The sequence below is a fragment of the Moraxella sp. CTOTU47915 genome, assembly GCF_031986685.1.
Lineage (GTDB): Bacteria > Pseudomonadota > Gammaproteobacteria > Pseudomonadales > Moraxellaceae > Faucicola > Faucicola tetraodonis.
The window spans coordinates 270,938-285,283 of sequence record NZ_DAMAAE010000001.1 but is presented as its reverse complement, the minus strand read 5'-3'; the positions used below and the strand labels follow the sequence as shown (position 1 = coordinate 285,283).

General features: G+C 43.5%; 13 protein-coding genes. 9 read left to right on the top strand and 4 right to left on the bottom strand.

What is annotated here, in order from left to right; genetic code table 11:
* The first annotated feature begins 47 nt into the window (after positions 1–47).
* Positions 48–878 carry a symmetrical bis(5'-nucleosyl)-tetraphosphatase gene (locus RTL34_RS01280; RefSeq protein WP_312113960.1) on the top strand — a complete coding sequence of 277 codons (831 nt, stop codon included), beginning with the start codon at positions 48–50 and terminating at the stop codon, positions 876–878.
* Positions 879–905: 27 nt separating this feature from the next.
* Here the strand turns inward: RTL34_RS01280 and RTL34_RS01275 are convergent, their stop codons facing one another.
* The 4 genes from RTL34_RS01275 to RTL34_RS01260 all read right to left on the bottom strand — a co-directional run bounded on the left by RTL34_RS01275 (position 906) and on the right by RTL34_RS01260 (position 6,923).
* Entirely contained in the window at positions 906–1,427 is a 522-nt protein-coding gene (locus tag RTL34_RS01275) for a thioesterase family protein (protein ID WP_312113959.1), read from the bottom strand.
* A 131-nt stretch (positions 1,428–1,558) separates the two neighbouring features.
* Complete coding sequence (locus tag RTL34_RS01270; RefSeq protein ID WP_312113957.1) at positions 1,559–3,022, bottom strand: transglycosylase SLT domain-containing protein; 1,464 nt, start codon at positions 3,020–3,022, stop codon at positions 1,559–1,561.
* Between the two features lie 684 nt (positions 3,023–3,706).
* A complete protein-coding gene (locus tag RTL34_RS01265; protein ID WP_409455423.1) occupies positions 3,707–4,483 on the bottom strand; it encodes a Nif3-like dinuclear metal center hexameric protein in 777 nt (258 codons plus the stop codon).
* 52 nt (positions 4,484–4,535) lie between these two features.
* Positions 4,536–6,923, bottom strand: a complete 2,388-nt coding sequence (locus RTL34_RS01260; RefSeq protein WP_312113956.1) for a site-specific recombinase — start codon at positions 6,921–6,923, stop codon at positions 4,536–4,538.
* Between the two features lie 298 nt (positions 6,924–7,221).
* On the opposite strand from RTL34_RS01260, the gene RTL34_RS01255 reads away from it, so the two are divergent.
* From RTL34_RS01255 to RTL34_RS01220, 8 genes are all read left to right on the top strand, one after another.
* On the top strand, positions 7,222–8,385 hold the full coding sequence (locus RTL34_RS01255) for a DNA polymerase III subunit (RefSeq protein ID WP_312113954.1): 1,164 nt from the start codon (positions 7,222–7,224) through the stop codon (positions 8,383–8,385).
* A 61-nt stretch (positions 8,386–8,446) separates the two neighbouring features.
* Complete coding sequence (locus RTL34_RS01250; protein WP_007116499.1) at positions 8,447–8,794, top strand: PilZ domain-containing protein; 348 nt, start codon at positions 8,447–8,449, stop codon at positions 8,792–8,794.
* 297 nt (positions 8,795–9,091) lie between these two features.
* Entirely contained in the window at positions 9,092–9,841 is a 750-nt protein-coding gene (cmk, locus tag RTL34_RS01245) for a (d)CMP kinase (RefSeq protein ID WP_312113951.1), read from the top strand.
* A gap of 122 nt (positions 9,842–9,963) precedes the next feature.
* Complete coding sequence (gene rpsA, locus RTL34_RS01240) at positions 9,964–11,634, top strand: 30S ribosomal protein S1 (protein WP_312114248.1); 1,671 nt, start codon at positions 9,964–9,966, stop codon at positions 11,632–11,634.
* 270 nt (positions 11,635–11,904) lie between these two features.
* Positions 11,905–12,201, top strand: coding sequence for an integration host factor subunit beta (locus RTL34_RS01235; RefSeq protein ID WP_007116365.1), 297 nt, complete (start codon positions 11,905–11,907; stop codon positions 12,199–12,201).
* Positions 12,202–12,362: 161 nt separating this feature from the next.
* Entirely contained in the window at positions 12,363–12,722 is a 360-nt protein-coding gene (locus tag RTL34_RS01230; protein ID WP_050324106.1) for a lipopolysaccharide assembly protein LapA domain-containing protein, read from the top strand.
* A gap of 77 nt (positions 12,723–12,799) precedes the next feature.
* A complete protein-coding gene (gene pyrF, locus RTL34_RS01225) occupies positions 12,800–13,501 on the top strand; it encodes an orotidine-5'-phosphate decarboxylase (RefSeq protein WP_312114246.1) in 702 nt (233 codons plus the stop codon).
* 17 nt (positions 13,502–13,518) lie between these two features.
* A complete protein-coding gene (locus RTL34_RS01220) occupies positions 13,519–14,310 on the top strand; it encodes a metallophosphoesterase (protein ID WP_312113948.1) in 792 nt (263 codons plus the stop codon).
* Positions 14,311–14,346: the final 36 nt, after the last annotated feature.

Here is a 14,346-nt window from a genome sequence, read left to right as displayed (position 1 = left end):
TTTTTGTAGCTGTTTAAAATTTTACTTTGAAGATGTTATGAGGTGTTATGGGTTTTCGACATCAATTTGTCATTGGCGATATTCAAGGCTGTTATGCCGATTTGCAGGCACTGCTCAAGCAAATTGGGTTTGATGAAAAGCAAGATAAATTATGGTTTGTCGGCGATATCGTGGCACGCGGTGAAGACTCGCTGAGCGCGTTGCGTCTGGTAAAACGTCTTTGCCAAGCAGGGGCTGCCGAAATGGTGTTGGGGAATCATGATATTAACTTAATCGCAGTATGGCGTGGTGTTATAAAGATCAAAAAAAAGGATAGAACCCAAGCGATTTTTGACGCCCCAGATTGTGATGAATTACTCAATTGGCTTCGTCGCCAGCCGCTGCTTGTCTATCCCAATGATAAAACCGTGATGGTGCATGCAGGCATCCCGCCAAACTGGAGTATCACCCAAGCAGCCATGCATGCGTCAGAATTGCAAACTCAGCTACGAAGTAGCTTATGGCAACTCGATAGACTGCTGCCAAACCTGTATAGCGATACCGCTGTTCCTTGGTCAAATATGCTGACAGGCTACGCGCGTATGCGGGCGATTTGCAATTATTTTACCCGTATGCGCCTGTGCCAAATGGACGGCACGCTAGAGTTTAGCTTTAAATCCAGTTTGGATGATAAAATGCCAGAGGGGTTTCGTCCATGGTTTGAATGGCAAGTGCCGCGCGAACGTAAAATCTTATTTGGTCACTGGGCGGCGCTAAAAGCCAAAGTGGATTTGGCAAATGCCAGAGCCACGGATGCAGGGTGTGTGTGGGGCGGCAGTATGATGGCATACCGCCTAGAAGATGAGCAAGTTACCTGTCAAACTTGTAAAGCAAAATAACCTTTGTAAGACAGGACAATCATACATTTACTGAGCGAGCTGCAGCAGCTGCACAAACGCTTTGGGCAAACGGGTAGGGCGAACTTGGGTTTGCCCTTTTTCATCTTTACTAGTAGCCACGCATACAATACTTATCTCGGCTTGGCTTAAAAGCTGTTGGTGGCTATCATAAATCCGTTGCTCAAGCTGTAATGATGCAGATTTGCAGTCTGCCGTCTCAATCACAACGGTGACTTCGCTATCAAGCAGAATCGGACGCAAATAGCGGATGTTGGCTTGGCTCACTACAAATTGGATATCAGGTTTGCCACTATCGCTCTGGTGAGTAACGTCTTGACTTACAGCGTCGGCTGAATGCGCTTGATAAAAATAACTTGTCATCCCCAATGCACGTAACCAATCGCGGCGACAACGCTCAAACAGCTTTAAATGATTGGCGTGATATACAATCCCGCCTGCATCGGTATCTTCCAAATAAATACGGTATTGAGTAGCATAAATAGGCTGAGTGCTTAATTGAGTGTGGGGCTGATTCTGGAGCTGGGTCACGTGGTATCCTTAGGTTGGTAATGTTAACAATAAGTCAGTAATTTTTAAAAACCACAAAGTGATAGCATAAAAAAAAGAATGGCGTTAAACCATTCTTTTTTGAAAATGTTTAGTTTTTATACCCACACTCATCAAGTCAACTGACGATGATTGACTTTGTCTAATTTTAACGCTTCCAAATAACTGCGAATATGGGTCACGTAATCTAAGCACTGCACGTAACGGCTATTGCTTTGACTATTGACTTTCAAATACTGATACACGGCTGCCCAATTGTTGCCATCAACACCGCGCTTTTCCAAAATCTGCTGGATATCTTTAATCGCTTGTGGACCCATATTGTAAGCCGCTAGGGTAAACCATACCCGATCCGATGCGGGTACTTGGGCAAATTCATGTTGCAGCTGACTGAGATACTTAGCGCCCCCTTGGATGCTCTGTGTCGGGTCAGTCCGATTATCAACGCCCATCGCATTGGCAGTGGCATTGGTCAACATCATGATACCGCGCACACCCGTTGGCGAAGTGGCTTCTGCATCCAGATGCGATTCTTGGTACCCCATTGCTACAAGCAGTTCCCAATCAAGACGGTATTTGTTTGCTGTCTGCTTAAAAGATGCCTCATAGATGGGCAACACGCGTGTCATGGTATCGGCAAAATGTTGTTGATTAAACGGCTCTGCCAATGGTGTTTGACTATAAAACGCCGCTAAATGTTGATTACGGGTGAGCGATTGACCGCCACAAAGGAAGTTTTTTACATCATTGTTGAGTTTGATATCATTGGGGTTTAGCTGTATGGCAACATGTTCATTGAGACCCTGCTGTGATAAATAATCTTTGTCACAGCTTAGACTCAGCGATGATAACGCAGTGGCGGTGGCGTTTTGGTAATCCGACCCATTGGTCAAGGCGACATCGGCTTTGCCTGTTTTGACAGCCGCCATCGCGTCCGCATCAGTGGCAAACACTTGGGTGCTCAGGGTGACATCCAATCGTTTGGCATAATGGCGCATGACATCATAGCCAAAGCCGTGCTCAAAACCATCTTGAGCAAAATAGGTGGTATTACCATTGACGGTGGCAATACGTAGCTGCTTTTGAGATAGGATACTATCAAAGGTCGCCATTTTCGGTGCTGCAACCACGCTAGTAGGTGAGGCAAGGGTATTAGGATTGCCGACTTTGTCAGTAATACCCACCTGGGTGGCAACATAAGCTAAGGGCAAACCAATCCCCATCACAGCTGCCAGCTTTTTACTGGCGCCCAACCATTTTAACGGCTTGATAAAGCGATCAATGAGCTGAGCGGACGGATTAGCCAGTTGCGCCAAATCTTGCACATGGCTAGGCACCGCTGGCACACGAGACTGGGCAATTTTTGGCGATATCACCACACCCAAACAAGGCTTGTGTTGAATCGGGAAGAATTGCAAGCGTTTAAATTGGGTCGCGTATTTACTAAAGCGTAATAAAGGATGTTGAAACGGGTATAAAGTTAAAGGGCTTAAAAATGCTTTGACCGACATCGAAATCGACGCAGGATAGGTCAAAGCCAAATCATCACAATACTCAAATGATGAGTTTAGCGGCATGTGTCACTCCACGGTGCACATACGTTAGATACGTTAAATTAATAAAAAACAACTATGCCAAATGAAAACATTTTATGAAACTAAGAACCGAATCGATAGTTAAACCTAGTACCCGTTAAACCAAGCACCAGTTAAACCAAGTACCAGTTAACTAAGTACTAATTCACTAAGTACCAGTCAGGCAAGCCACATAAGTAAATGGCTTAATCCAACTATCTAACTCTATCCTAAATCTAGCCAAAAAAGCTTCCATCCAAAATAGGTCGTTATTAACTTAACGCTAAAAAAAGAGCCAAACAGGTTGGCTCCCCTTATACCTAGGACGGTGATAATTCCCTATCTATCGTAGAGAACTATCGAAATAAATAATAATCAAGTACAACCCGAAAAAGGGTTAAAATTTTTGTAAGTACTGGCAAATTAAAAATTGTTTAATAAGCCCAAGCACTTACCTAAAGAATTTAACGTAGGGTAACGTATGGCACGCATAAAATAAATAAACAATAACAATATTTACTGCATGGCAATACAGTTAGTTATATGAAACAATGGGGGTATTGTAGTGAAATTAAAGTTACGCGTCATGTTTTTGAACGTAACGAATGGCAAATTTATGATAAAAAGCGTAAAAAACCCGCTAAAATGCAACTAACGGGTAATAATTAGTCAATAAACTGCCCGTTTTTACACGGGATTATCGATATCGACAAAATCAACGGTCAAAGCAAGATTTTCTTTGACATAATTCCCCAATGCAACCACACCACCTCGCTCAGTGGCATGATGTCCACAGGCAAAATACTCAATACCCAGCTCACGGGCTATGTGAGTGGTTCGCTCTGATACTTCACCGGAGATATAGGCTTGACAACCCATTTGTGCCGCTTGCTCAATCATATCCTGTGCGCCACCCGTACACAGACCAATGCGCGAAATTGTTTGATTACCCCCGGATAAATGTAGGGGCGGACGGGTTAAGGTAGTCGATAGTTTGTTGGTGAGAGCTGCAATCGACAACGGCGCTGCTAAATCCACGATATTACCAATCGGATGTTTTTCATTAGGGTATAGCGGCGACAAATCACTCCAGCCCAGCGCTCGCGCTAATTGGGCGTTATTGCCCAATTGGGGATGAGCGTCTAACGGTAAATGATAAGCCAGTAAGGAAATACCATGTTGCATCAACAAACGAATACGCTTGCCTTTCATGCCAATTAAGGGCGCAGGCTCCCCTTTCCAAAAATAGCCATGATGCACCAAAATCGCTTGGGCGTTGTGCGCAATCGCTTGTTCAATCAATGCCTCAGAGGCTGTGACACCGGTGACGATGTGCTGTATCGGCTGTCCACCATCCACTTGCAGACCATTTGGACAATAATCTTGGAATTCATTAATTTTTAACAGCTCATTTAACCGATGAGCCAATTGAGTCGGACTCATTGAAGTTGCAGGCTGGTTCATTGTAGTTTCCGAAAAAGTCATCATATTTCTATCGTGTTTAGTGTTCCATCAATTATTTGGGTAGCTTGCTTGCCGTGTCATTTGGGGTGATATTGTCGACCGCCTTTTGCACCACTTTTTCTTTAATTGCCTGTTTTTTCTCTGCAATTTCTTCATCGGTCAATTTTTCCGTATGACTGATATTGTCGATATGGGGCGTAGTAGCATGCGGATGCTCTTCTGGCTGTGATGTCAAGGCAGTTTTATGTGCCTTGTTATTTTTACCATCGTTTGCAATCGGTTTATCATCATAGATAATATTACCATCGCTGTCGATGAGCGCATAGTTCATCGGCTGTTTACGCGGGATAAAAAAGTCAGAGGGTTGGGTCATCAAATGCGAGGCGACCAATTCAAATAAGAATTTCCACTCAAAGACTTTCACATCACGCGCGCGTAAGGCGGTCATTAACGCGAGTGAAAAACTCACCAACAAGTTAATCATACCGATGACCATCACCCCAAATAGACTGACCAAAATAATACCGATTTCTGGAAACTCGCCCGTGTTGGCATAAATGTTAAAAATCCCGTGAATAAAGTTGGCAGACGCAAAGGCAATATGGCGAATATCAAGCGGTAAGCCAAAAATATAACCGATGGTCGCCGTACTACCCAAAAAGCAACCGAATAAAAAGTTACTCATAATCGCACCCAGATTGCGCTCGATAAAATCGCTAAAGCGCAACAACGTCACAGGTGTCATCATCCGTTTTAGAGTAGGATGGTTGCGGATACGCTCGCCAATTTTATTGTGTACCGCAAGATTATCGTAATAGCCTGCAATCAATCCTGAAATATAAAGATACACCCCAGCAATCGCGGCATGAAAGATAGCAAGCGAGGTAAACGGGTTAAGATCATGCAGCAAGTGCTCTGCGCTAGCTTCCGATGTTAACGGACGACCCAGTCCATACAGCCACAGGGACGAAATCAGTAGCGCAATCGGCATGGCAATTGAAATATTACCCATAATGGCAATAAACTGGGTGCGCATGATATCAACGACCAATTCTGTCAGCTTGGTAAATCGTGCCGCTTTGCGCCCTTTTACCTCTGAGATGGTTGAAGCAATCGCGGCAGCCGTCATGGCAGGCTGTTTGGTCGCCACTGTACCGCCAATGATATGAATTGCCACAAAGCCAAGACCATAAATCATACTGTTTAAAAAAGCCACGCCAAACGGTGCCAAGGGTAGGGTCTTCCCTAGGATTTTAAGGGTCGCCATACAGCCGATGAGTAAACCACCCAATGCCGCTTTTTTATACATACGGCGATAGCCCGCTTTATCGGTACTGATATAATGCTCGCCGACCTTACTGGCAGTCTCAGTCACACGGCGCGACAACAGCGCGGTATTGATGCCAAATAAATATCTAAAACTACTGCGGTGGTATGAATCTTCATACAACGTGTTAATGAGCTCGATGATGGTTTTTTTCTTGATATGATCGTTGTCCGATAGCAGTGACACCAACAATTCAAGACGCTGCAGGCTTTGCTCAAGGCGCACCAACATATTGGTGGTACGCACAGTAATACCCGTTCGATGAATACGGCGACGGATGTTTTGCATCATAGTGCGCGCTTGGTCGGTCAACACTAGAATTTGACTGCTATCCACCTCAGGCTGTGGCATCGCTTGGTCATCCCCTGGCTGCATGCTGAGCTGGTATTGACTGACAAATTCAGCGACTTCGCGATTTAGCGCAATGAAAGTATCTTGGTTGTCAATCGGATTGGGAAATGCCTTTATTAAATCGGCATTGAGCCCGATGCCGTTGATACGCGCAGTTAAAATAGTAATGGCTTTGAGCACATTGGCTTCAAGCGCTTGCACCAATGCTTCTTTGCCTGCAGGTACTTTAAGAATAAGTATCAGTTCAATCCACCAGCGCTCATGGATTAAGCGCACCCAGTAGCGGGTTTTTGGAGTGGCAAAAAACGCATTAAATAGCCCAATCAAATCGCGGTCATCGGGTACGGAGGGTAATAGCTTTTCACCGACCAAATCAAAAAATTGCGAAGTAAAGCCAGCGTCTGACAAGATACCCAAATCCGTGTATAGCGACACCTGACGATAACGACTAATCAAGGTAAGCATAAACACACAAAACCCTTCTGCCCACACACGATTGCCGCGCAATAGTCGAACGAATAGTGCCATCTGTTCATTGGCGGTCGTAGCATCATTTGCACGGTTACGCAAGGTATCTAGCAGTTGTTTAAATAGGGTAACTTGCGGAAAGTCACGCAGCGCATTAATTTCGTTTAAAATAGTAGTTAAACGCGCTTCTAAGGTTGGCATCACCTTCAATTGGTCTGCCATATCCGCCGCATCATAATGATGTTGGTCATTGAGTAACGTATCTTGATTATTAGGTTGCGATAAATTCGTCAAACTAACCTCGAAGTAAACAGAAAATTGAATCGTTTTTTTAAATAGGGTGAATCACAAACATAAGAAAAAAACGAAAATAGATATCTTAAGATGAAAATTTAATCGACTCATCAAAAAAAATCCATCATTTATTTGCAACAAAAATCTTATGGGCCAAGGTTTAAAGACAGTAAGGGATAAAATAACGCGACGTGTTACCGCATTCATGTCTTCGAGAAAACAACCTGACTGATTATCCTAATTGATTATCTAGCTGCAGCGATTATACTATAGTTACTCTGTTGACTGATTTTTTTCTATGGCATCGACTATAACTACCCAAGCAAAAAGCACCAAACAACCCAATATCGAATCAACACACAATGAGGTAACCCAATACTACTATCCAGATCCCGTGAGCCAACAGGTGATACAGCAGTGGCTATTTATGGATTTACTGCCGTGGCAACAGGCAACTTGGCAGTATTTGACCACCCATATAGACGCCTTGCCGCACGCGATGTTGTTTGCAGGCAATGCGGGGACTGGTAAACGTGCTTTTGTGTATCGGTTTGTCGCATGGGCATTGTGTGAGAATCAACGGGACAATGTACAAGGTGTGGCAACTGCCTGTGGGCAATGCCAAAGTTGCCAATGGCTGATTGCCAATACCCACCCCGATCTTTATCAAATTCCCACACCCACCGTGGCGCGTGACGCGTCGCCCAAACCTAAAGTAAACAATGCTCTTGTGGCGCAAGCCCCAACCCATCAGTCAAGTTATAGCATCAAGATTGACGAAATTCGGGAATTACAGCCGTTTGTCACGCAGTCGAGTGGCGGATTAAGAATTGTGGTTATTCACCAAGCGGATGCGATGACTCTAGCAGCCAGTAACGCGCTTCTTAAGACATTAGAAGAACCTGCCGAAAATGTATTAATGCTATTAATTAGCGATAGTCCTTCGCAGCTACTGCCAACGATTCGCTCGCGGCTACAGGCATTTTCAGTGAGCCATGTGACCCCCGCTCAATCAATGCAAGTGATGCAGCAATTAATGCCCAATACCGATGCCGTGACTTTACAACAAGTCAATGGATGGTCTGGTTATGCGCCTTTTTTGGCACTGCAAATGTTACACAGCGAATGGTATCAACACCGCCAGACTTGGATAAACAGCTTTCAAGCAGTTCGTAGCGGACAACGTACGCCTGTACAAGCCAGCAACTATTGGCAAAAAACGCTGACATTGACGGACTTTTTATACTTGTCGCAAGCCTTGTTAGTACCATTGGGGCAATTTGCCGTCGGTATCTCAGCGTCCGCCCATGACTTGGATTTTGGCAAGCTGCAGCCACCACCGACATTAAAGCAAATTAGCCAGTTACAACAGGTCATCGATCAAATCTGGCAAGATAGACAACAACATATCCAAGATAAGTTATGCTATGATAAAATTTTTAGCACCATGCTGGATTGCTAATTTATTCAATTAATCTATATTACTTATCATTCACCATGCGTTAGTAAAAGGAACAGTGATTATGGCAATGCCATCTCGTGGCGGTATCACCACCATTAACTATGATACGATCGAAAAATTGTATGCGAGCTACCTGCCTTTTATTGAAAACGGTGCATTATTTATTCCTACTAACCAGCAGCAACAACTAGGCAGTCAAACCTTTGTGGCAATAACTTTGCCAAATTCGAGTGAGAGAATGCCGCTGCATGGTAAAGTGGTGTGGGTCAACCACCGTGCACAAGCACAGCGCCCCGCAGGCTATGCGTTACAGCTTGGCAAAGATGAAGCAGGGTTACGCATCAAAAACGAAGTCGACCGCCTGTTAGCGGGTCATATCAGCTCCGATAAACCCACCTTTACGCTATAAATTTTGGAAATTCTGGAAACGTCGGCAGTTTTAGCCGGTGATGGTTAAAAGCCAGCGATTGCTAAAGGTGAGATTACGCTTAATCCTGTAAGTCGCTAGCTTTTTTTCTTCTATCGCGCAATGGTTAATCATCACTCTGCGTATCGGTGCATTTCTCATTTTTTGCCCGTTTTTTGTGCATTTTTTCATTGGCAAAAATAATACGCAATGTAGTCAATCCTTGTGTCAAATTACTTGTATAAAATAGCTTTCAGGCGTAAAATATACGACTATTTTTGCTTTGTTCCTAAGAATGGCATGTCACAAACGTTAACGCAACCGTCTTTTGATCTAACCGCAAGCCTGCCCGTCATCACCATTGATGGCTCAAGTGGTGCAGGTAAAGGTACATTGACGGCAAGACTGGCAAAGCTGCTGGGTTATCAAATTTTAGATTCAGGGGCGCTGTACCGGATTGTGGGGCTTGCAGCCCACCAAGCGGGTTTGTTAACCGATAGCATCGATGAAACTGCGCTAGCTGATTTAACCCAATCGTTGAAAATTGAGTTTGCAGCCGCAAAAGCGGATTCTGAGCATGTGACAGTGCTCGTGAATGCCAATGATGTGAGCGAAGTGATTCGCACCGAAGAAGTGGGTAACTTTGCGTCAAAAGTCGCGGTATTCCCGAAGGTGCGTCAAGCGCTATTGGATTTACAAAAAAATATGGCAACGTCGCAAGGCAACCCAAAAAAGGGTTTGATTGCAGACGGGCGTGATATGGGAACAGTGGTTTTTCCCGATGCAACGCTTAAAGTTTATTTGGTCGCATCCTCTGAGGCACGAGCCGAGCGCCGTGTCAGTCAGTTAACCCATGCTGGCAAACAGGCAGATTTTGACGAAATTTTGGCACAAATTATTGCGCGTGATGAGCGTGATAGTACACGCAGTGCCTCACCGGCTAAGCCTGCCGATGATGCGATAGTGATTGATAGCTCAGCCATCGATGCTGAGCAAGTGTTTAACCAAGTTTGGCAACTATGCCTTGAACGTGGTTTGACAATTAACTAGGTGTTTTTAAAAGTTTTATCGATTTTTTATAGGCACTAAAACCAGCCTTATGTTTATAAAAAATCTTAATTTGAACCGTACTGTGCTGGACAGGCTACGGCTATACAAAGGTAAATTTTATGATGGAATCATTTGCTGAACTGTTTGAAGCAAGCCAAGTACTTGATGTAGAACGCGGTGCAGTTATCTCAGGTACCGTAGTTGCGATTGATAGCGACTGGATTACCGTAGATACGGGTCTAAAATCAGAAGGTATCGTTGCGCGTTCAGAATTTTTGAATGAACAAGGCGAGCTTGAAGTAGCAGTTGGCGACCAAGTTCAAGTCGTTGTAGATGCGGTTGACAATGGCATGGGTCAAACCCTATTGTCACGTGAAAAAGCAAAACGTGCTGAAACTTGGAACGTACTTGAAAAACTTTACGAAAACAATGAGATCGTAACCGGTCTTATCTCTGGTAAAGTTAAAGGTGGTTTCACAGTTGATATCGGTTCAGTACGTGCGTTCTTACCAGGTTCATTGGTGGACACTCGCCCAGTACGCGATACTGCGCACTTAGAAGGCAAAGAGCTAGAATTTAAAGTCATCAAACTGGATCAAAAACGCAACAACGTCGTTGTTAGCCGCCGCGCTGTGATGGAATCTGAAAACTCAGCAGAGCGCGAAGCACTACTATCTAACCTTGAAGAAGGTCAAGAAGTGGTCGGCGTGGTGAAAAACTTGACTGATTACGGTGCATTCGTAGACCTAGGTGGTATCGATGGTCTATTACACATCACAGATATGGCATGGCGCCGTATCAAGCACCCATCAGAAGTGGTTGAAGTGGGTCAAGAATTAAAAGTTAAAGTATTAAAATTTGACCGCGAACGTAACCGTGTCAGCTTAGGTCTAAAACAATTAGGCACTGACCCATGGCAAGACGTTCTTAACAACTATCCAAAAGGTACTAACGTTAAAGCACGTGTAACTAACCTGACTGATTATGGTTGTTTTGCTGAAATCGCTGATGGTATCGAAGGCTTGGTACACGTTTCTGAAATGGATCATACCAACAAAAACATTCATCCTTCAAAAGTGGTACAAATCGGTGACGAGATCATGGTTCAAATCCTTGATATCGATGAAGATCGTCGTCGTATCAGCCTAGGTATCAAACAAACCATGCCAAACCCATGGGAAGAGTTTGATAAGAACCATCAAAAAGGTGACAAAGTATCTGGTACTATCAAATCAATCACTGACTTCGGTATCTTTATCGGTCTAGAAGGTGGTATTGATGGTCTAGTTCACTTATCAGACCTTTCTTGGACTGAAAGTGGTGAAGAAGCGATTCGTAACTACAATAAAGGTGATACCGTTGAAGCGGTCATCTTGTCTGTAGACGCAGAAGCTAACCGTATCAGCTTAGGTATCAAACAACTTAACAGCGATCCATTCAATGAATACCTAGTATCAAATGATCGTGGTGCGGTAGTGAAAGGGGTAGTGACTGACGTTGATGCCAAAGGCGCTAAAGTAAAACTAGCTGACGATGTAGAAGGCTACTTACGTGCGTCAGAAATCCAACAGGACAAAGTAGATGATGCGACCACTGTACTGAATGTCGGTGATGAAGTTGAAGCGAAAATTGTCAGCGTTGACCGCAAAACTCGCGGTATCAACCTATCCGTTCGTGCAAAAGACGAAGCAGAGCAACGTGATGCTATTAAAGCATTAAGTTCAAATGCTGCGGCAGATGCACAACCAAAAACGATTGGTGACTTAATCAAAGAGCAACAACAAAACCAATAATCGGTTTTGTGAGCAATAAAAAAAGCGACTAACTTAGTCGCTTTTTTTATTTTTGCCTTTTAGGTAACAAAATGAAAGATTTAGTCTAAAAAAAGACGACGAATTTAGTGCGGTTTTGTTATAATATGCGAAGAAAAGTAATGAAATGTAATTTTTCATTATTAGAATTGTTATTAGATTATTGGATGAAATTGGACTGTAACGAAGTTTTTAAAACAATCATTCTGTAATTTAGATTACGACAGTTACGTTTAGCGTGTTAGGGGTAGTATGGAAAAAGTGTTAAACAAATCTGATTTGATCACTAGATTATCAAGTGAATGTGAGAATATACCAGAAAAAACCATTGAGGAAGCCACCAAGCAAATCATTGACTTGATGGTCGATACCTTATCTCAAAACGGACGTGTCGAAGTACGCGGTTTTGGTAGTTTTAGTTTGCATCATCGTGAGCCACGTGTGGCACGCAACCCTAAAACAGGCGAGAAAGTTACCGTGAAAGCAACAGCGATACCCCATTTTAAACCTGGCAAAGCTTTGCGAGAGGCAGTCAATCATCATCGTTAGTTGCGGTTTTGAGTCATTTAACGTTGTTGAACTTACGCTATGGTTTAATATATGATTGATCAAAAAAGAGTGGACAAAAAATCCACTCTTTTTTTTGAATTATCTGTAATAATAGTGGCATTCAAAAATTTAGATTGATTAAAATAACCAAGGAGAAAACTATGCGTTATCTGTTAGCGATTTTGTTGTTCGTGGTCGTTGGTTATTCATTGATGCTGGTATTGGTGAATAACAACCAAGTCGAAGTAAATTTACTGTTTAGCCAAGTACCACAAATGAGTTTGGGGCTACTGCTAATTATTAGCATTGTTTTAGGGGTCATTGCGGGGCTATTGATAGGTGTGATTTTATTTCGTGTGTTACAAATGAAGCTAGAAAATCAGCGCTTATCTAAAGAGTTAAAGCAAACCCAAGAAAAATTGATGCAAACGCAGCATAATTATGAACAGCATTTAGCGCAAACTAGCAATGCAACGATTGCACCTACCGTAGCCAACCCTAATTTACCACCCGTACGATAAGCAATCCATACTATCATGTTAAAAAAAAGAGTCAGTTTGTTATGAATCAAGTGGCAGTACCGCAAGCAACATCACTCATCAAATCAGCCATCAAGTCACCCATTATTGTGGCATTGGATAACATGGATGACCGTCAGGCATTAAGCTTGGCGGATAAGTTAGACCCTACCTTGTGCCGATTAAAAGTTGGTAAAGAGCTGTTTACCAAATATGGTAGTAGCTTAGTGACAGCCTTACATCAGCGTGATTTTGAGGTGTTTTTGGATTTAAAATTTCATGATATTCCCAACACCACTGCGCAGGCGGTATTAGCGGCGGCTGATTTGGGGGTATGGATGGTCAATGTACATGCCAGTGCGGGGCGCACCGCCATGCAAACGGTGAAAGCGCGTTTATCGGCGCAACATTACCAAACCTTAGTGATTGCGGTGACGGTGCTGACCTCTATGTCACAGCAAGATTTGGCTGAGGTGGGCATCAGCGACTCGGTAGAAAATCATGTCAAGCGACTAGCATTATTGACTCAGCAATCTGGGCTTGATGGGGTGGTTTGCTCTGCACAAGAAGCCAATATGCTTAAAGGTTTATGCGGCAAGGATTTTCTGTTAGTCACGCCAGGTATCAGACTACCAGAAGACGCCAGTAATGACCAAACCCGCATTTGCACCCCCAAAGATGCCATAGCAAATGGGTCTGATTATTTGGTGATTGGGCGGTCAATCACGGCGGCAGCGGATCCCACCGCAAAACTGCAATATATCTTGGATACGTTAAAATAATCAATTTCGAGTCATGTATGCCAGTACGTTTTCAAGTGTTAAGTGATTTACATATTGATAGCTATGCAAGAAGGGATTTGCCCATTGGTGAAATCCCTTACACAAACGCCGATGCTATTTTAGTAGCGGGCGACACATCCAATGGGCTTTTGGGCATCGAATGGCTCATCGGCGAATCGAAGCGACTTGAGAAACCAATTTTTGTGATTGTGGGCAATCATGAGTATTTTGGTCATAATATTCTTACTCTCGATGAGCAGATAAAGGCATTGACGCAAGATACGCAAGTGCATTTTTTACAATGTGCGAGCTTTGAATTTATGGGTGTTAGAATTATTGGTACAACGCTTTGGACGGATTATCAATATCAACCACAAGATAATACGTTAGAGATTGCTCAGCAGTTTATGCGCGATTATCGCGAGATTTATTATGATAACCGACTGTTAACGCCCCAAGATACTGTAGCTATTCACCAGCGGCAGAGGGCATGGTTGCAAAATGCCTTAAAACAAAGCGAAAAAGATGCTATGCCCACCGTGGTCATGACACATCATAGCATCAGCCCATTATCTATCGCGCCAAAATATGCCAATTTTCCCAGTAATGCGGGATTTGTCGTTGATTTGAGCGAATGGTTACAGCGCGATTTCGCGCCTGATATTTGGCTACATGGACATACCCATGAAGCGTTTGATTATCAGCAAGGTCATACACGTGTTATTGTCAATCCCAGAGCCTACCCCAATGAAATCAGTAGTACGGGGGTAGTTTTTGACTGGCATAAAGTCATTGAAGTCATGGTATGATTGGCGCGTTTGCCCCAGTAATATCCCATTTAATCG

Bases quoted from the DNA above. Each gene is read 5' to 3' on its own strand.
- RTL34_RS01280 (WP_312113960.1), top strand. From the start codon at position 48: ATGGGTTTTCGACATCAATTTGTCATTGGCGATATTCAAGGCTGTTAT.
- RTL34_RS01270 (WP_312113957.1), bottom strand. From the start codon at position 3,022: ATGCCGCTAAACTCATCATTTGAGTATTGTGATGATTTGGCTTTGACC.
- RTL34_RS01265 (WP_409455423.1), bottom strand. From the start codon at position 4,483: ATGAACCAGCCTGCAACTTCAATGAGTCCGACTCAATTGGCTCATCGG.
- RTL34_RS01255 (WP_312113954.1), top strand. From the start codon at position 7,222: ATGGCATCGACTATAACTACCCAAGCAAAAAGCACCAAACAACCCAAT.
- RTL34_RS01250 (WP_007116499.1), top strand. From the start codon at position 8,447: ATGGCAATGCCATCTCGTGGCGGTATCACCACCATTAACTATGATACG.
- cmk (WP_312113951.1), top strand. From the start codon at position 9,092: ATGTCACAAACGTTAACGCAACCGTCTTTTGATCTAACCGCAAGCCTG.
- rpsA (WP_312114248.1), top strand. From the start codon at position 9,964: ATGGAATCATTTGCTGAACTGTTTGAAGCAAGCCAAGTACTTGATGTA.
- RTL34_RS01235 (WP_007116365.1), top strand. From the start codon at position 11,905: ATGGAAAAAGTGTTAAACAAATCTGATTTGATCACTAGATTATCAAGT.
- RTL34_RS01230 (WP_050324106.1), top strand. From the start codon at position 12,363: ATGCGTTATCTGTTAGCGATTTTGTTGTTCGTGGTCGTTGGTTATTCA.
- RTL34_RS01220 (WP_312113948.1), top strand. From the start codon at position 13,519: ATGCCAGTACGTTTTCAAGTGTTAAGTGATTTACATATTGATAGCTAT.